Annotated in this window: 15 protein-coding genes; 3 read left to right on the top strand and 12 right to left on the bottom strand. The window is 70.5% G+C overall.

What is annotated here, in order from left to right:
* Positions 1 to 3: 3 nt before the first annotated feature.
* Complete coding sequence (locus ACFV3I_RS09550) at positions 4 to 1,263, bottom strand: ABC transporter substrate-binding protein (RefSeq protein ID WP_136036744.1); 1,260 nt, start codon at positions 1,261 to 1,263, stop codon at positions 4 to 6.
* A 199-nt stretch (positions 1,264 to 1,462) separates the two neighbouring features.
* Here ACFV3I_RS09550 and ACFV3I_RS09545 point away from each other — a divergent pair, with 199 nt between their 5' ends.
* Positions 1,463 to 2,614, top strand: coding sequence for an ROK family protein (locus tag ACFV3I_RS09545; protein WP_378822745.1), 1,152 nt, complete (start codon positions 1,463 to 1,465; stop codon positions 2,612 to 2,614).
* Between the two features lie 18 nt (positions 2,615 to 2,632).
* Here ACFV3I_RS09545 and ACFV3I_RS09540 read toward each other — a convergent pair whose 3' ends face one another.
* The 8 genes from ACFV3I_RS09540 to ACFV3I_RS09505 all read right to left on the bottom strand — a co-directional run bounded on the left by ACFV3I_RS09540 (position 2,633) and on the right by ACFV3I_RS09505 (position 12,830).
* Entirely contained in the window at positions 2,633 to 3,907 is a 1,275-nt protein-coding gene (locus tag ACFV3I_RS09540; RefSeq protein WP_378822744.1) for an alpha-L-fucosidase, read from the bottom strand.
* Positions 3,908 to 4,001: 94 nt separating this feature from the next.
* Positions 4,002 to 5,030: a ketol-acid reductoisomerase gene (gene ilvC / locus ACFV3I_RS09535; protein ID WP_136034953.1), complete on the bottom strand. Its 1,029-nt coding sequence runs from the start codon at positions 5,028 to 5,030 to the stop codon at positions 4,002 to 4,004.
* Between the two features lie 43 nt (positions 5,031 to 5,073).
* Positions 5,074 to 5,583 (bottom strand): acetolactate synthase small subunit, encoded by a 510-nt coding sequence (ilvN, locus tag ACFV3I_RS09530; RefSeq protein ID WP_136036742.1) that lies wholly within the window; start codon positions 5,581 to 5,583, stop codon positions 5,074 to 5,076.
* A 3-nt stretch (positions 5,584 to 5,586) separates the two neighbouring features.
* Positions 5,587 to 7,386 (bottom strand): acetolactate synthase large subunit, encoded by a 1,800-nt coding sequence (locus ACFV3I_RS09525; RefSeq protein ID WP_378822743.1) that lies wholly within the window; start codon positions 7,384 to 7,386, stop codon positions 5,587 to 5,589.
* Positions 7,387 to 7,437: 51 nt separating this feature from the next.
* A complete protein-coding gene (gene ilvD / locus ACFV3I_RS09520) occupies positions 7,438 to 9,156 on the bottom strand; it encodes a dihydroxy-acid dehydratase (protein WP_136034959.1) in 1,719 nt (572 codons plus the stop codon).
* A gap of 106 nt (positions 9,157 to 9,262) precedes the next feature.
* On the bottom strand, positions 9,263 to 10,063 hold the full coding sequence (gene otsB / locus ACFV3I_RS09515) for a trehalose-phosphatase (RefSeq protein ID WP_136034961.1): 801 nt from the start codon (positions 10,061 to 10,063) through the stop codon (positions 9,263 to 9,265).
* A 35-nt stretch (positions 10,064 to 10,098) separates the two neighbouring features.
* Positions 10,099 to 11,505: a trehalose-6-phosphate synthase gene (locus ACFV3I_RS09510; protein ID WP_136046204.1), complete on the bottom strand. Its 1,407-nt coding sequence runs from the start codon at positions 11,503 to 11,505 to the stop codon at positions 10,099 to 10,101.
* Positions 11,506 to 11,567: 62 nt separating this feature from the next.
* Entirely contained in the window at positions 11,568 to 12,830 is a 1,263-nt protein-coding gene (locus ACFV3I_RS09505; RefSeq protein ID WP_378822742.1) for an MFS transporter, read from the bottom strand.
* A gap of 206 nt (positions 12,831 to 13,036) precedes the next feature.
* On the opposite strand from ACFV3I_RS09505, the gene ACFV3I_RS09500 reads away from it, so the two are divergent.
* Entirely contained in the window at positions 13,037 to 13,336 is a 300-nt protein-coding gene (locus tag ACFV3I_RS09500) for a hypothetical protein (RefSeq protein WP_025103262.1), read from the top strand.
* A 24-nt stretch (positions 13,337 to 13,360) separates the two neighbouring features.
* On the opposite strand, the gene ACFV3I_RS09495 is transcribed toward ACFV3I_RS09500, so the two are convergent.
* Genes ACFV3I_RS09495 through ACFV3I_RS09485 form a run of 3 tightly spaced genes read right to left on the bottom strand, consistent with a single transcriptional unit; the run spans position 13,361 to position 15,999 of the window.
* A complete protein-coding gene (locus ACFV3I_RS09495; RefSeq protein ID WP_378822740.1) occupies positions 13,361 to 14,563 on the bottom strand; it encodes an acetyl-CoA C-acetyltransferase in 1,203 nt (400 codons plus the stop codon).
* Entirely contained in the window at positions 14,556 to 15,224 is a 669-nt protein-coding gene (locus ACFV3I_RS09490; RefSeq protein WP_247638697.1) for a CoA transferase subunit B, read from the bottom strand. The genes ACFV3I_RS09495 and ACFV3I_RS09490 overlap by 8 nt, the downstream gene beginning before the upstream one ends.
* A gap of 1 nt (position 15,225) precedes the next feature.
* Positions 15,226 to 15,999 (bottom strand): CoA transferase subunit A, encoded by a 774-nt coding sequence (locus ACFV3I_RS09485; RefSeq protein WP_247638696.1) that lies wholly within the window; start codon positions 15,997 to 15,999, stop codon positions 15,226 to 15,228.
* Between the two features lie 126 nt (positions 16,000 to 16,125).
* Between ACFV3I_RS09485 and ACFV3I_RS09480 the strand changes: the two genes are divergently transcribed.
* The gene (locus tag ACFV3I_RS09480; protein ID WP_372490590.1) at positions 16,126 to 16,893 is read left to right on the top strand and encodes an IclR family transcriptional regulator; all 768 of its coding nucleotides are present in this window, start codon (positions 16,126 to 16,128) and stop codon (positions 16,891 to 16,893) included.
* The last annotated feature ends 7 nt before the right edge of the window (positions 16,894 to 16,900 follow it).

The raw sequence follows: 16,900 nt of genomic DNA, 5'->3' as shown, positions 1-16,900 counted from the left end.
GGGTCACTCGCCGAACTGCGCCTGGGCGTTCGACAGCAGCTCCTCCATCGTCATCTGGCCGTTGTAGACGCTGACGAGGTTGGGCTGGATGTAGCTGTCGAGCTTCTGCCAGCTCTTGGTCATGTACAGCGGGACGGTGTCGGCGAACGCGGCCTCGAACACCGACTGCACCTGGTCGCGGTACTGCTCGTCGATCGACTCGAAGTACAGCGGCTGCGAGGAGGTGCGCGCGGGGTACGAGCGGCCGGACGACGCGATGTAGTCCTGCGCGTCCTCACCCACCAGCGAGCCGAGGACCTTCAGCGCGGCCTCCGGGTTCTTGCAGTTGGCGGCGATGCCGTAGCCCGAGCCGAGGATCGGTCCGGGGTTGCCGTCGACGCCCGCGGGCAGCGGCACCATGCCGGCGGCGAAGCCGGACTCGTTGTTGAGGTAGCTGACCGCGTTCCAGGTGCCGTCGACGGCCATGGCCGCGTTGGCGCCGGTGTACTGGTTCTCGCCCCAGCCCGTGTCGGAGGCCGAGGCGACGGGCGCCGCGACCTTCTGCTCGGTGACCAGCCCGGCGTACCAGGTGGCCGCGTCGACGAACGCGTCGTCGTCGATGTGCAGCGTGCCGTCCTCGGAGGCCGGCTGCGTGGCGGAGTACGCGATGGGCATCGACATCCACTGGTAGCCGCCCATGCCCATGCCGAAGCCGTACTTGCCGTCCTTCGTGGCGTCGGCGGCGATCGCGGAGAAGTCGTCGAACGTCCAGCCGATCTCCGGCGTGGCGGCACCGGCGGCGGTCAGCATGTCCTGGTTGTAGTAGACGAGCATAGTGGCCACGTCGAACGGCACGCCGTAGACCTTGCCCTCGAAGCTGAGGATGCCGTCGGCGCTCGGGTTGAACTCCGACCAGTCGATCCCGGCCGTCTCGAGGTCCTTCTCGCTCAGCTCGCGGAAGCCGCCCGTGTAACCGCCGAGCTGCGCGCCGCTCATCCCGGTGATGCACGCCATGTTGCCGCTGGCCATGTTGGTCGTCAGCTTCGTGAAGAAGTCGCTCCAGGGCGACGTCTGCAGCTTGATGGTGATGTCGGGGTTCTGCTTCTGCGCGAACTCGATCTGCGCCTCGAGCGCATCGACGTCGGACTCGCTGCCCGCCCACATGTCGACGACGATGGTGTCGCCGTCGGCGGAGCCTCCGGAGCCGCCCGTGCTGGCACAACCGGTCATCGCCACGGCGACGCCCGTGACAGCGGCGACAGCCCCCACACGCAACTTCTTCATTGAATGCCTCCTGAGAAGGGAAAGGTTATTTCGCGGGTCGAATTAACCTAATAGGATTTCGTATGAAGTGAGGCTTTCATAGTTCGGTGAGTGCCGCAAGCTGAACATCCGATGTTTATCGGACGGTGATACGGCGTCACCTCCCCGAAACACGACACTCCCCCGCTACGCTGACGATGCTCCGAGACGAAGGGCTCCCATGACGAACCCCGCCGACACCCCCGTCGACGACCCGCACACGCGGCGCATCCTCGACCTCGTCGCGCGCGGTCAGGCCCGCTCCCGCTCGGAGCTGGCGGCGACGATGGGCGTCGCCGCGTCCACGGTCGGACTCCGCGTGCAGGCGCTGCTCGACGCCGGCGTGCTGCAGGAGGCCGGAGCCGGCACCTCGCGCGGCGGTCGCCGGCCCCGCGTGCTGCAGATCGCCTCCGACGGCCTCGTGCTCTCCGCCGACCTGGGCGGAAAGCACGCCCGCGTGGGACGGCACGACCTGAGCGGTGCGCTGCTCGACAGCGAGACGATCGCGATCGACGTCGCCGACGGCCCGGAGGCCACGCTCGCGCGAGTCGCCGAGGTGTTCGACCGCCTCGTGGCGGACACCAGGGTGCACGCGATCGGGGTCAGTCTCCCCGGCCCGGTCGACATCGCCACGGGATCCGTCGACCAGCCCTCGCGCATGCCGGGATGGCCGGGCTTCCGCGTGGGCGAGCACCTCGCCGAGCGCTACGGCGTGCCGGTCGTCGTCGACAACGACGCGAACCTCGCGGCGCTCGGCGAGCATCGGGAGCAGCTCGGTCACGGACAGCACAGCATCACTGTGAAGGCGGGGACCGCGATCGGCAGCGGCATCATCGTCGACGGTCACGTGCACCGCGGCGCGACGGCCGCGGCGGGCGACATCACCCACACCCGCATCGACGGCAGCGGCGACATCCCCTGCTCGTGCGGCAACACCGGATGCCTGGAGACCGTGGCCAGCGGTGCCAGCCTCGTGCGACAGATGCACGAGCGCGGCAACACCGCCGTCGCCTCGACCGCCGACGTGCTCACGCTCGCGCGCGACGCCGATCCCGTCGCGACCACGCTCGTCCGCACGGCGGGCACGCACCTGGGTCAGGCGCTCTCCGGTGTCGTGAACTTCTTCAACCCGCACGCCGTGTTCCTGACGGGCAGCATGAGCGCCTCGGAGCCGTTCATCGCGGCCGTCCGCAGCCGGGTCTACGAGGCCTGCCACCCCCTGGCCACGCAGCGCCTGCGCATCGAGGCGGCGACCACGGGCGCGGACGCGATCCTGTACGGCGCCGCGCGGCTGGCGCTCGAAGGCGTGGAGATCCCGGTGGCGACGGCCTGAGCCGCCGCCACCGCCCGCTCACTCCACGCGCAGGCGCAGCTCGATCACCGGCACCAGCACGTCGGGACGACGCACGGGCAGATGCACCGTGAGCGTCCCCTCGGCCTCGCCGGCGGGGGTCATCAGATCCGCCTGCTGCTCGGGGTCGGACACCGAGGTGCGCAGCCACGAGCCGTCGTTCAGCAGGCGCGCGTACGTCACGCGGTCGGCGAGCCCGGGAAGGTGCACGAACCCGAGCGGCCAGCTGAACAGGCTGAGGTAGAGGCGGTCGCCCCGCAGCGTGTACACGCCCTCGCGCGGCGGGGTGAACGGGGCGTGCCCTGCACCGATGACCGCGCGCTCGTGCAGCCGCATCCACTCCCCGATCTCCGCGAGCGTCCCGGCATCCCGCGGCGCGATCGCCCCGCGGCCGTCCGGACCGATGTTGAGCAGCATGTTGCCCCCCATCGAGACCGAGTCGACCAGCATCTGCACCAGCAGCGTCGGCGACTTCTGATCGGTGTTGTCGCGGTGGTATCCCCACGATCCGTTGAGGGTCTGGCAGGCCTCCCACACCAGGGGCTCGCCGTCGCGCAGGAGTGGCGCGGTCGGCTGGTACTGCTCCGGGGTGACGAAGTCGGCGGGGATGCCCAGGCGGTCGTTCACCAGCATCTCCGGCTGCAGCTCGCGGCACAGAGCAAGCAGCGCCTCGGCGTCCCAGTCCTCGGGCCCCTTGCCGGCCCAGCCGTCCTTCTCCTCGGGGTAGGTGAAGTCGAAGAACAGGTAGTCGATGTCGCCGTACGCGGTCAGCAGCTCGCGCACCTGCCCGTGCAGATACGCGCGGTACCGCGACATGTCGCGACCCTCGTTGAGCGCGTGCGCGTTCTCGTCGTCGCGGCGGGGGTGGTTCCAGTCCACCGTGAAGTCCGGGTGGTGCCAGTCGATCACCGAGTGGTACAGCCCCACCTTGAGCCCCTCGGCGCGGAGCGCGTCGACGTACTCGCGCACGAGGTCGCGTCCGACGGCCGACATCGACGTGAAGTCCGTGAGCGCGGAGTCCCACAGGCAGAAGCCGTCGTGGTGCTTCGTCGTGAGCACGACGTAGCCCATCCCGCTCTCCTTGGCCGTCCTGGCCAGGGCGGCCGCATCGAACAGATCGGGGTCGAAGTTGTCGAAGTACGGGCGGTAGTCCTCGTCGGTGAGGCGTTCATAGTTCTGCACCCACTCGTGCCGCGCCGCGCCGCTGTACAGCCCGAAGTGCACGAACATCCCGAAGCGGGCGTGATCAAACCATTCCTGTCGCATGCCTCCCATCCTGGCATAGACATCCGATGTTTGACGGACGAATGAGGTCCGGAAACGCGGAACGGGCGCCCCCGAGGGGACGCCCGTTCCTTCGACGATCGACTCAGCGCGCGGCGCTGCCGTCCACGTAGTCCTCGTCCTGCTGCTTCCAGGCGAACAGCGAGCGCAGCTCCTTGCCGGTGGCCTCGATCGGGTGCTGCTCCTCCTTGGCACGCAGCGCGAGGAACTCCTCGGCGCCGTTGTCCTGGTCCTCGATGAAGCGCTTCGCGAACGCGCCGGACTGGATGTCGGACAGCACGCCCTTCATGCTCTCCTTGACGCGCTCGTCGATCACGCGCGGTCCGGAGACGTAGTCGCCGAACTCAGCCGTGTCGGAGATCGACCAGCGCTGCTTGGCGATGCCGCCCTCCCACATCAGGTCGACGATGAGCTTCAGCTCGTGCAGCACCTCGAAGTAGGCGATCTGCGGCTGGTACCCGGCCTCGACGAGCGTCTCGAAGCCCGCCTGCACCAGGTGGCTCATGCCGCCGCAGAGCACGGCCTGCTCACCGAAGAGGTCGGTCTCGGTCTCCTCGGTGAACGTGGTCTTGATGACGCCGGCCCGGGTGCCGCCGATCGCCTTCGCGTACGACAGCGCGAGGTCCCACGCCTTGCCGGACGCATCGCGCTCGACCGCGATGATGTCCGGGATGCCGCGACCGGCGACGAACTCGCGGCGCACCGTGTGACCGGGCGCCTTCGGGGCGACCAGGATCACGTCGACACCCTCGGGGGCGTCGATGTAGCCGAAGCGGATGTTGAATCCGTGCGCGAACGCGAGGGTCTTGCCCGCGGTCAGGTTCGGGGCGATCGACTCGCTGTAGATCGTGCGCTGGTGCTGGTCCGGCGCGAGGATCATGATGACGTCGGCCCACTCGGTCGCATCGGCGACGGTCTTGACCGGGAAGCCGGCCTCCTCCGCCTTCGCGGCGGACTTGGAGCCCTCCTTGAGGGCGATCGCGACCTCGACGCCCGAGTCGCGCAGGTTCTGCGCGTGGGCGTGACCCTGCGAGCCGTAGCCGACGATCGCGACCTTCTTGCTCTGGATCAGGGACAGGTCGGCGTCGTCGTCGTAGAAGATCTCGGTGCTCACGGTGTGTTTCTCCTTGATTGTGGTTCGGAAGAGTGGGGAATGGTCAGCCGCGCAGGACGCGCTCGGTGATGCTCTTGCCGCCGCGGCCGATGGCCAGGAGACCGGACTGGGCGATCTCCTTGATGCCGAAGGGCTCCAGCGCACGCAGCAGCGCCTCGACCTTGCCCTTGTCCCCGGTGACCTCGATCACCAGGGCGTCGGAGGCGTAGTCGACGACCGACGCGCGGAACAGGTTCACGACCTCGATCACGTTCGACCGGGTGGCGTTGTCGGTGCGCACCTTCACGAGCATGTGCTCGCGCTGCACCGAGGTGGTCGGGTCGAGCTCGACGATCTTTATCACGTTGATCAGCTTGTTCAGCTGCTTGGTGACCTGCTCGAGCGGAAGCTCCTCGACGTCGACGACGACCGTGATGCGGGAGATCCCCGGCACCTCCGTCACGCCGACCGCGAGGGAGTCGATGTTGAAGCCGCGGCGGGCGAAGAGCCCCGCGACACGGGTCAGCAGGCCGGGGGTGTTCTCCACCAGCAGGCTCAGCACGTGGGTCGACATGGCTCAGTCCTCCTCGTCGAAGGCGGGCGCGTGGTCGCGCGCGTACTGGACATAGCTGTTGCTGACGCCCTGCGGCACCATCGGCCACACCATGGAGTCGGCGCTCACCACGAAGTCGATCACCACGGGGCGGTCGTTCGTGTCGAGAGCGAGCTGGATGGCCGCGTCGACCTCCTCCTCCTTCTCCACACGGATCGCGAGGCAGCCGTACGCCTCTGCGAGCTTGACGAAGTCGGGGATGCGCACCGTGCCGTGGCCGGTGTTCAGGTCGGTGTTGGAGTGGCGGCCGTCGTAGAACAGCGTCTGCCACTGCCGCACCATGCCCAGCGAGGAGTTGTTGATGATGGCGACCTTGATCGGGATGTTGTTGATCGCGCAGGTCGCGAGCTCCTGGTTGGTCATCTGGAAGCAGCCGTCGCCGTCGATCGCCCAGACGTGGCGTTCCGGCTCGGCGACCTTGGCCCCCATCGCCGCGGGGACCGAGTAGCCCATGGTGCCGGCTCCCCCGGAGTTGAGCCACGCGTTCGGACGCTCGTACTTGATGAACTGCGCGGCCCACATCTGGTGCTGCCCCACGCCCGAGGCGAAGATGCCCTCCGGTCCGGTGAGCTCGCCGATGCGCTGGATCACGTACTGCGGCGCCAGCAGCCCGTCGGTCGTCGGCGCGTAGCCGAGCGGGAACTCGTTGCGGAGGCCGTCGAGGTACGACCACCACTCCTCGATGTCGGGCTTCGCGCCACCCGTCGCACCGCGGAATGCGGCGTCGAGGTCGGTCAGCACGTCACGCACGTCGCCCACGATCGGCACATCGGCCGTGCGGATCTTCGAGATCTCCGCGGGGTCGATGTCCACGTGCACGACCTTGGCGTGCGGAGCGAACAGCGCCGCCTTGCCCGTCACGCGGTCGTCGAAGCGCGCGCCGAGCGACACGATGAGGTCGGCCTCCTGCAGCGCCAGGACCGCCGGAACGGTGCCGTGCATGCCGGGCATGCCCAGGTGCTGCGCGTGGCAGTCGGGGAAGGCGCCGCGGGCCATCAGCGTGGTCACCACGGGGGCGCCGGTGGACTCCGCGAGCTCCAGCAGCTCGGCGGCCGCACGACCGCGCACGACGCCGCCGCCGACGTACAGCACCGGCTTCTTGGCCTCGGCGAGCAGGGCGGCCGCGGCCTGGATCTGCTTGCCGTGCGCCTTGGTGACCGGGCGGTAGCCGGGCAGGTCGATCTTGGGCGGCCACACGAACGGGGCGACCGCCTGCTGCGCATCCTTCGTGATGTCCACGAGCACGGGACCGGGACGACCGGTGCCGGCGATCTCGTAGGCGGCCGCGATCGCGCCGGGGATGTCCGCCGCGTCCTTCACCAGGAACGAGTGCTTCGTGATCGGCATCGTGATGCCCACGATGTCGGCCTCCTGGAACGCGTCCGTCCCCATCAGGGTCGAGAACACCTGGCCGGTGATCGCCAGCAGCGGCACCGAGTCCATGTAGGCGTCGGCGATCGCGGTGACGAGGTTCGTCGCGCCGGGACCGGAGGTGGCGATGCACACGCCGACCTTGCCCGACGCGGACGCGTACCCCTCGGCCGCATGACCGGCGCCCTGCTCGTGGCGCACCAGGATGTGGCGCAGCTGCGACGCGTCCATGAGCGGGTCGTACACCGGCAGGATCGCGCCACCGGGGAGACCGAAGACGTCGGTGACGCCGAGCAGCTCGAGCGAGCGCACGACGGCCTCGGCACCGGTGATCTCCGGGGCGGATGAACGGGCGGGCGGCCTCGGCACGGCCGAGACGGTGTCAGCAGTCATGACTTTCCTTCTGGTGAACTGTGGAGGACGCCGGATGCCGATGCATCCGGGTCAGCCGGTGGTCGCTCCCTCGGCGGCGGACCGCACGAGGCGCGAGTACTTGGCAAGAACGCCTCGGGTGTAGCGCGGGGGAAGCGGCTCCCAGCCAGAGCGGCGGGAGGCGAGCTCCGCCTCGTCGACGAGTAGGTCGAGAGAGCGAGCTGCGATATCGACCCGTATCAGATCACCATCGCGCACGAAGGCGATGGGACCAGCGTCCACCGCTTCGGGTGCTATGTGGCCGATGCACAGGCCGGTTGTGCCGCCTGAGAATCGTCCGTCCGTCAAGAGTAGTACATCTTTTCCGAGCCCAGCGCCCTTGATGGCCGCGGTGATCGCGAGCATCTCCCGCATGCCCGGTCCGCCCTTGGGGCCCTCGTAACGGATGACGATGACGCTGCCCGGCTCGATCGAGCCCTCGGCGACCGCGTCCATCGCCGCACGCTCGCGCTCGAACACACGCGCCGGTCCCTCGAACACGGCCGCGTCGAATCCGGCGGTCTTGACCACGGCACCCTCCGGGGCGAGCGAGCCGTGGAGGATGGTGAGGCCGCCCGTCGCGTGGATGGGGTTGTCGAAGGTGTGGATGACCTCGCCGTCGATCGGCTGTGGGTCGAGGTCGGCGAGGTTCTCGGCGAGCGTCTTGCCCGTCACGGTGAGCGCGTCGCCGTGCAGCAGGCCCTCGTCGAGCATGGCCTTCATGATGACGGGGATGCCGCCGTGACGGTCGACGTCGTTCATCACGTACTTGCCGAACGGCTTCATGTCGGCCACGTGCGGCACGCGGTCGCCGATGCGGTTGAAGTCGTGGAGGCTCAGCTCGACCTCGGCCTCGCGGGCGATCGCGAGCAGGTGGAGCACCACGTTCGTGGAGCCGCCGAGGGCCATCGCGAGCGCGATCGCGTTCTCGAACGCCTCCTTCGTGAGGATGTCGCGGGTCGTGATGCCCTGGCGGAGCAGGTTCACCACGGCCTCGCCGGAGCGGTGCGCGAAGTAGTCGCGACGGCGGTCGGCCGCGGGCGGAGCAGCCGAGCCGGGAAGGCTGAGGCCGAGCGCCTCGGCGACCGACGCCATCGTGTTGGCGGTGTACATGCCGCCGCACGCCCCCTCACCGGGAGCGATCGCGCACTCGATGCGCTTGAGGTCCTCCTCGCTCATGAGACCGGCCCGGCACGCGCCGACCGCCTCGAACGAGTCGATGATCGTGACGTCCTTCTCGGTGCCGTCCGAGAGCTTGACCCACCCCGGCGCGATCGATCCGGCGTAGAGGAACACACTGGAGAGGTCGAGGCGGGCGCTGGCCATGAGCATGCCGGGGATCGACTTGTCGCAGCCCGCGAGGAGCACGGAGCCGTCGAGGCGCTCGGCCATCATCACGGTCTCGACCGAGTCGGCGATGACCTCGCGCGAGACGAGCGAGAAGTGCATGCCCTCGTGGCCCATCGAGATGCCGTCCGACACCGAGATCGTCCCGAACTGCAGCGGGTAGCCGCCGCCGGCGTGCACGCCCTCCTTCGCGCCCTGTGCCAGACGGTCGAGGCTCAGGTTGCACGGCGTGATCTCGTTCCAGCTGGACGCGATGCCGATCTGGGGCTTGTCCCAGTCCTCGTCGCCCATGCCGACGGCACGGAGCATGCCGCGGGAGGTCGTGGCCTCGATGCCGTCGGTGACGACGCGGCTGCGGGGCTTGATGTCGATGGGCGCGCTGGAGGAGGGATCATGCGAGGACATGACGAGAGTCTATTCCTGCGCGAGCACCCGTTCGTCCGCACGCGGGCTCCAGAAGCGCGGCGATCTGTTGTGGGGTGTCCACACGCGCGCAGCGGGAGCCGGAGGGTCAGCCCCCGAGAGCGACCTGCCGCTCGTCGGCGAGCGTCTCCAGCAGGGCGCCCACCTGCTCCGGGGAATCCACCCGCAGGGCCGCGGCGCTCTCCCCCGGGCCGACGCGCACGCCGAGGTCGCCCTCCCCGAGCACGCGCATGGCGTCCTCATCGGTCACGTCGTCGCCCGCGAAGAGGATGCCCGTCGCGTCGAAGCGCTCCCGCAGCGCGGCCATCGCCGCATCCTTCCCCTCCGCCCGGGACGAGAACTCCAGCACCCGATGGCCCGCCCGGCGACGCCAGTGCGGGAACCGCTCGGCGACCAGCGCGTCGATCTCCGCGAACACGCGCTCCTCGGTCTCGCGGTCGGCGCGGCGCGTGTGCACCCCCATGCCGAACGTCTTCGGCTCCAGCTCCGCCCCCTCGTAGCGGTCGATGATCGGCTGGGCGGCCGCCCACAGCTCCTCGCGCGCACCGTCCGCCGTGGGGGCACCCGGCGCATCCGCCGCGCCTTCGCCGGGGAACCAGTACTGTGCGCCGTGCGACCCCGCGAGCGCGATCACCGAGTCGTCCGTGTGCTCGGTGATCTCACGCAGGTCGTGCATGCTGCGGCCGGAGACGAAGGCCACGACGGTGTCGCGCATCGCGGCGAGCCGGGCGATCTGGGTGGCGACCGCGGGATGTGCCCTGGCGGCCATCGGGTCGACGACGAGCGGCGAGGCGGTGCCGTCGAAGTCGAGGGCCACCACGAGCCGGGGGGTCGCGGCCAGCGCGGTCAGGTCGGCGTCGGCGGTTCCGGGGGTCCAGGGGCGCGTCACGGGTTCTCCGTTCGAGGTGCGGGTATCGGGCGAGCTCAGCGACCGCGTACCGCGGCGAGGGCGTCGAGGAAGGAGGTCGACCAGGCGTTCACGTCGTTGTCGAGCACGCGGCGCCGCAGCGACCTCATGCGGCGCGCCTGCTCGGCGGGCGACATCTCGACGGCCTCCATGATCGCGTCCTTGAGCCCGGCGATGTCGTGCGGGTTGACCCGGACGGCCTGGCGCAGCTCGTCGGCGGCACCCGTGAACTCGCTCAGCACCAGCACGCCGTGGTTGTCGGTCCGCGTCGCGATGTACTCCTTGGCCACGAGGTTCATGCCGTCGCGGAGCGCGGTCACGAGCATCACGTCGGCCGCGAGGTAGAGCGCCACCATCTCCTCGCGGGGATAGCCCTGGTGCAGGTAGCGGATGGCCGAGTGTCCGACCGTGTCGTGGTCGCCGTTGATGCGGGCGACCGCGAGCTCGATCTCGTCGCGCAGGTGGGCGTAGGCGTCCACGCGCTCGCGGCTCGGGCTGGCGACCTGGATGAGCGTGACGTCCTCGACGGCCAGGCGCCCGTCCTCGAGGAGCTCGCCGTAGGCCTTGATCCGGTGACCGATGCCCTTGGTGTAGTCGAGGCGGTCGACCCCGAGCAGGATCCGTTTGGGGTTGCCGAGACTCGCGCGGATCTCGGCCGCCCTCGCTCGGACGTCCGGTCGCGCGGCGAGCTCCAGGTACGGCGCCGTGTCGATGGAGATCGGGAACGCCTTGGCGAGCGCGGTCCTGGTCTCGCCGCCCTCGGGTACGGCGACGTTGGCTCCCTTGACCTCATAGCGCAGCCGACGCCGCACCGCCGTGAGGAAGTAGGTCGCGTCCTGCGCCCGCTGGAAGCCGATGACGTCCGCCCCGAGCAGGCCGCGCAGCACCTGGTCGCGCCAGGGCAGCTGCGCATAGAGGCCGTGCGCGGGGAACGGGATGTGGTGGAAGTAGCCGATGGTCACGTCGGGTCGCAGCTCGCGCACCATCTGCGGTACGAGCTGCAGCTGGTAGTCGTGCACCCAGACGGTGCCGTCCTCCGCCACGGCTGCCGCGGCCGCCTCGGCGAAGCGCCGGTTCACCGTCACGTACGCCTCCCACCACTCGCGGTGGTACTGGGGTGGCGCGATCACGTCGTGGTAGAGCGGCCAGATGGTGTCGTTCGCGAAGCCCTCGTAGTAGTCGGCGACCTCCTCCGCGCTCAGAGCGACGGGGATCAGATCGATGCCGTCCGCCTCGAACGGGTCCAGCGCGACGTCGGGCTGCCCCGGCCAGCCGACCCAGGCGCCGTGCACACGGCGCATCATGGGCTCGAGGGCGGCCACGAGACCGCCCGGCGAGGTGCGCCATGTCTCTTCGCCGTCGGGGCCCACCACCCGGTCGACGGGTAGGCGGTTGGCGACGACGACGAAGTCAGCAGCGGTCACGGAGAGCTCCTTGGGGGTTTCATCCAGGCTATCGAGGAACCGCGGCGCTCGCCGATCTGCGCTCAGGGCTTGACGGGCGCGCGTCGATGCGTCACGCCGCTGAGGGCCCAGTTCGCGACACCCGCGCCGAACGCGATGGCTGCGGCGACCATGGGCAGCACCAGCGCGGCCTCGGTTCCCGCGCTCTCCGCGAGCTCGCCCGCCACGGCCGCGCCGATGGACTGACCCACGACGACACCGGATCCGAGCATCGTCATGACCGTCGCGGACCGACCGCGTGGGCTGCGTGCCGCACCGAAGCTGTACTGCGTGACCAGGGTGGGGCCGATGCCGATGCCCATCACGGCCAGCGCGATCATCATGGCCGCGGGGCTGTCGACGACCCAGAGGAGCAGCGTGCCCGCGAGCAGGATCGCGGAGAACACGAGCCACCGCGCCCGCAGCGTGAAGCGGGCGGGGAGCCACGCGACGCCCAGGGCGAGCGCCGCCGATCCCACGCCCATCACGCCGTACAGCAGCCCGGCCTGCTCCGGCGCACCGCGGTCGGCCATGAACGACGTGAGCGAGGTGAGCATCGCGCCGAAGAACAGTCCGACGCCCAGGATGCCGAGCACCACGATCAGCAGTCGCGGGCGGAACAGCTCGGACACGGCCGAGGGAGCACGGCCGTCCGCGTCGCGGTCCTGCGACACCTGGCGACCGCTGGGGTGCAGGGCGAAGGCTCCCACGAAGACCAGCGTCAGGACCGCCGCGCCCACCAGCGGGGCCCAGGGCGCGAGAGCAGACGCGAGGATGCCGACCAGGAACGGCCCGAACACGAACACGGTCTCGTCGGCCGCCGACTCGTACGCCATCGTTCCGGACACGGTCCTGGTGCGGCGCTCCTCCGGCATCCGCTCCACGATCAGCGTGACCAGGCGCGAGCGGGACAGCGGGGCCACCTGGGGCGCCGTCGCCCCGATGCCGACCGCGGCGAGCAGGACGAACCCGTCGGCGGCCTCGCCGTACACGACCGCGGTGAACAGCAGCAGCATGGCGGCGTTGCCGACCGCGAGCACGAGAAGCACAGCGCGCTGACCGAACCGATCGGCCGCGGCGCCCAGGAGCGGCCCGAAGCAGGCGGTCCCCAGGCCGACCGCGGCGGAGGTGAGTCCGCCGAGGGCGAGGGAGCCGCGGGCCGAGACCACCACGGTGAGCACGCCGACGACCATCATGGCGAACGGCAGTCGCGCGATGAACGCGATCAGGAAGTAGGGCAGGCCGGCGAGGCGGAAGAGGCTCGGCTCGTGGGCGCGGGCAGGAGGGGTGACGGTGACGTGTGTCATGGCTCTCGCGCGTCGATGACGCGATGTCGGGTGCCGCCGCTGTCCGCCGGAGAGGCCGGCGGCCGGTAGATACACGGTGTGTGCGGCCGCGGGTGACCCGCGACTCCCCCATGATAACGACCCCGCCTGCATGGGCGCCCTGCCAGCACCGCCCTCGCGTTGTCAAGGCAGGGCGAGGGACGGAGGGCGGCGGGTAGCGTAGGGGCATGCGCTACCTCTTCAGCACCGGACTCGTCGCCGCGATCTCGGCAGGGATCTCGCTGCTGCGCGGCACCCGCAACGAACCCATCACCTGGCGCTCGCTCCTGTCGTGGGTGAGCTGGGGCATCACGATGGCACTCGCGGTGGGCGCCGTGGTCGACATGCGTCGCGAGCGCCACGGCGTCCCGGTCGACGCCGACTCCCCGCAGTCCGTCAAGAAGTCGAAGAAGGCGCAGCGGCTGCAGTTCCGGTCGCAGAAGGCCCTCGCCGACGCGCAGGGGCACGCCCAGGACAAGCGGTCCTGACGCGCCCCCACGGCCCGCGGTCGTTCACCGGGTGAGGATGAGCGCCTCGCCCTGCCCGCCGCCGCCGCACAGCCCGACCGCGGCCGTGCCGCCCCCGCGTCGCACGAGCTCGTGAGCCGCGTGCACGACCAGGCGGTTCCCTGACGCTCCGATCGGGTGGCCGATCGCGATCCCGCCCCCGTGCACGTTGACGATGTCGCTGTCGAGACCCAGTTCGGTCTGCGACCGGGCGACGACCGCACCGAACGCCTCGTTGATCTCCACGATGTCCAGATCCGCCGGCGTGATGCCCTGCTTCTCGCACGCGCGCTCGATCGCCCGTGCGGGCTGCGCCTGCAGCGAGTTGTCCGGCCCAGCGGTCTGCCCGCTCGCGCCGACGGTCGCCAGCACGGGCCAGCCCTTCGCCTCCGCGATGCGCCGCGTCGCCACGACGACGGCCGAGGCGCCGTCGGAGATCTGCGAGGAGTTTCCCGCGGTGATGCTGCCGCCCTCCGCGAACGCGGCGCGCAGCCCGGCCAGCGACTCCACGGTGGTGTCGGGGCGCACGCCCTCGTCCCTCGTGACGCGCAGCGGCTCACCGCGTCGCTGCGGCACCTCGACCGGCACGATCTCCGCGTCGAGCACGCCGGACTCCTGCGCCGCGGCGGCCCGCTGGTGCGAGAGCGCGGCGACCGCGTCCTGAGCCTCGCGCGTGAGGCCGAAGCGCTCGTTGTGCCGCTCGGTGGACGCCCCCATGCTCTCGCGGTCGTACGCGTCGGTCAGGCCGTCGTAGGCCAGGTGGTCGAGCACCTCGACGGTGCCGTAGGCCCAGCCGTCGCGCGACCCCATCAGCAGATGCGGGGCCCTGGTCATGGACTCCATGCCCGCAGCCGCCACGACCTCGGCGTCGCCGGTGCGGATCATGCGGGCGGCGTCGATCACGGCCGTCAGCCCGGACAGGCACACCTTGTTCACGGAGTGCGCCGGCACGTCCCAGCCGATCCCCGCGCCGATCGCCGCCTGCCTGGCCGCGTTCTGTCCCGAGCCGGCGGCGAGCACCTGTCCGACGATCACGGCATCCACGTCGCCGGGGTCGACGTGTGCCTGCTCCAGAGCGCCGCGGATCGCGAACGAGCCCAGCTGCGGCGCGGTGAACGCGGCGAGCTGACCCTTGAGCCGGCCCTGCGGGGTGCGCGCGGCGGCGACGATGACCACGTCGTCGTCCGTCACCATGTGGTTGTCAGTCATGGGTGGGGGTCCTTCCGTTCTGCAGTTCCGGGGAGAGGCTGAGGGGCGGTTCCGTGGCGGCGGCGACCTCGTCGATCGTGACACCGGGGGCGAGTTCGACGAGCACCAGGCCGTCGGGCGTCACGTCGATCACGGCCAGGTCGGTGATGATGCGGTCGACCACTCCGCGGCCGGTGAGCGGGAGGGAGCAGTCGTCGACGATCTTCGCCGACCCGTCCTTCGCCACATGCTCCATCAGCACGATGACCCTGCCCGCGCCGTGCACGAGGTCCATGGCGCCGCCCGGACCCTTGACCATCTTGCCCGGGATCATCCAGTTCGCCAGGTCGCCCGCGGCCGACACCTGCATGGCACCGAGGATCGCGGCGTCGATCTTCCCGCCACGGATCATGCCGAAGCTGAGGGCGGAGTCGAAGAAAGCCGCTCCGGGGAGCGTCGTCACGGTCTCCTTGCCCGCGTTGATGAGGTCGGGGTCGACCTCCTCCTCGCGCGGGTAGGGCCCGACACCCAGGATCCCGTTCTCGGACTGCAGTACCACGGTCACGCCGGGCGGCACGTGGTTGGGCACGAGCGTGGGCAGCCCGATCCCCAGGTTCACGTAGGAGCCGTCCTGCAGCTCGGCGGCGGCGCGGGCGGCCATCTGGTCTCGCGTGAGCGCCATGTCAGGCTCCTTCCGCCGCGACGGTGCGTCGCTCGATGCGCTTGGGGATGTCGGTGCCGACCTCCACCATGCGGTGCACGAACACCCCGGGCAGGTGCACCGCGTCGGGGTCCAGGTCGCCGGGCTCCACGAGCCGCTCCACCTGCGCGATGCAGATGCGTCCGGCCATGGCCGCGAGCGGGTTGAAGTTGCGCGCCGCCTTGGTGAAGACGAGGTTGCCGTGACGGTCGCCCAGGGCGGCGTGCACGAGGGCGAAGTCGGTGGTGATGGCCTCCTCCAGCACGAACTCCCTCGGCTCCCCGCCCACGTCGAAGGTGCGCACGTCCTTCGCCGGCGATGCGACCGCGATGGAGCCGTCCGGGTGGTAGCGGCGCGGCAGGCCGCCCTCCGCGACCTGTGTGCCCACGCCCGTCTGTGTGAAGAACGCCGCGATACCCGCACCGCCGGCGCGCAGCTTCTCCGCGAGCGTGCCCTGGGGCGTCAGCTCGAGCTCGAGCTCGCCGCTGAGGAACTGGCGCTCGAACTCCCTGTTCTCCCCCACGTACGACGAGGTCATCTTCCGGATGCGCTGCGCCGCGAGGAGGATGCCGAGCCCCCAGTCGTCGACGCCGCAGTTGTTGCTGACGATGCTCAGGTCGGTCGTGCCCTGGGCGAGGAGAGCCTCGATCAGGGCGATCGGATTGCCGGAGAGGCCGAACCCGCCGACCGCGAGAGAGGCGCCGTCGGGGATGTCCGCGACGGCCGCGGCGGCGGACTCCCAGTGTTTGTCGATCACGTCTGCTCCTTCGGTTCCGTGCTCTCCTCCAGGATCCGCCCGGCGGGTGCGACCACGCCAGCACGGTCTTGTGATGTGGCCCGCAGGCCGACTACCGTCCACAATGTGGAATCGACGTCTCGAAGCGTGCCCGGGGCCCAGGCGATCGCGAGGGCGGCCGGGCTCCTGCGCCTGGTCACCGCGTCCGGGGCGGAGGGCGCGACGCTGCAGGAGCTCGCTCGCGCCTCGGGGCTGTCGCGCTCCACGGCGCATCGGCTGCTCACCGCCCTCCGCGTGGAGGGCCTGGTCGACCGGGACACGGACAGCGCGCGCTGGATGCCGGGGCCGGAGCTGTTCCTGATGGGATCCGTGGCGGCGGCGCGCTACGACGTGACCGGCCTCGCGCGCGACATCGTGCGCTCGCTCGCCGTCACGACCGAGGAGAGCGCGTTCTTCTCGGTGCGCCGTGCCGACGAGACCGTCTGCCTGCTGCGCGAGGAGGGCTCGTTCCCGATCCGCTCCTTCGTCCTGAGCGAGGGGGTGCGCTTCCCCCTCGGTGTCGCGAGCGCCGGCCTGGCGATCCTGTCCTTCCTGCCGGACCACGATGTGGATGCCTATCTCGAACGCCACCCCGACCTGGAGACCCGCTGGGGTCGCGCCCACGGGCGGGCTCCCCTGCGTGCGCGACTGGCGGAGACCAAGGAGCGCGGGTACGCCGTGAACCCCGGTCTCATCGTGGAGGGCAGCTGGGGCCTGGGCGCCGCCGTGTTCGATCGCGCGGGGCGCCCGGAATGGGCGCTGAGCCTGACCGGTGTGGCCTTCCGGTTCGGACCGGATCGCCAGGCCGAGCTGGGCCGCATCCTGCTGGCGCACGCCCATCAGCTCTCGGCGCGGATCGCGAACGCCCGCCGCTGACGCGTAT

It is taken from the genome of Microbacterium sp. NPDC059771 (assembly GCF_042732495.1).
In the GTDB taxonomy this organism is placed as follows: Bacteria; Actinomycetota; Actinomycetes; order Actinomycetales; family Microbacteriaceae; genus Microbacterium; species Microbacterium sufflavum.
Note: the sequence above shows the minus strand (reverse complement) of the source record. Positions and strands in the feature narration are given on the sequence as shown.

Excerpts from the sequence above, each read along its gene's own strand:
- ACFV3I_RS09550 (WP_136036744.1), bottom strand. The coding sequence starts at position 1,263 with ATGAAGAAGTTGCGTGTGGGGGCTGTCGCCGCTGTCACGGGCGTCGCC.
- ACFV3I_RS09545 (WP_378822745.1), top strand. The coding sequence starts at position 1,463 with ATGACGAACCCCGCCGACACCCCCGTCGACGACCCGCACACGCGGCGC.
- ACFV3I_RS09540 (WP_378822744.1), bottom strand. The coding sequence starts at position 3,907 with ATGGGAGGCATGCGACAGGAATGGTTTGATCACGCCCGCTTCGGGATG.
- ilvN (WP_136036742.1), bottom strand. The coding sequence starts at position 5,583 with ATGTCGACCCACGTGCTGAGCCTGCTGGTGGAGAACACCCCCGGCCTG.
- ACFV3I_RS09525 (WP_378822743.1), bottom strand. The coding sequence starts at position 7,386 with ATGACTGCTGACACCGTCTCGGCCGTGCCGAGGCCGCCCGCCCGTTCA.
- ilvD (WP_136034959.1), bottom strand. The coding sequence starts at position 9,156 with ATGTCCTCGCATGATCCCTCCTCCAGCGCGCCCATCGACATCAAGCCC.
- ACFV3I_RS09505 (WP_378822742.1), bottom strand. The coding sequence starts at position 12,830 with ATGACACACGTCACCGTCACCCCTCCTGCCCGCGCCCACGAGCCGAGC.
- ACFV3I_RS09500 (WP_025103262.1), top strand. The coding sequence starts at position 13,037 with ATGCGCTACCTCTTCAGCACCGGACTCGTCGCCGCGATCTCGGCAGGG.
- ACFV3I_RS09495 (WP_378822740.1), bottom strand. The coding sequence starts at position 14,563 with ATGACTGACAACCACATGGTGACGGACGACGACGTGGTCATCGTCGCC.
- ACFV3I_RS09490 (WP_247638697.1), bottom strand. The coding sequence starts at position 15,224 with ATGGCGCTCACGCGAGACCAGATGGCCGCCCGCGCCGCCGCCGAGCTG.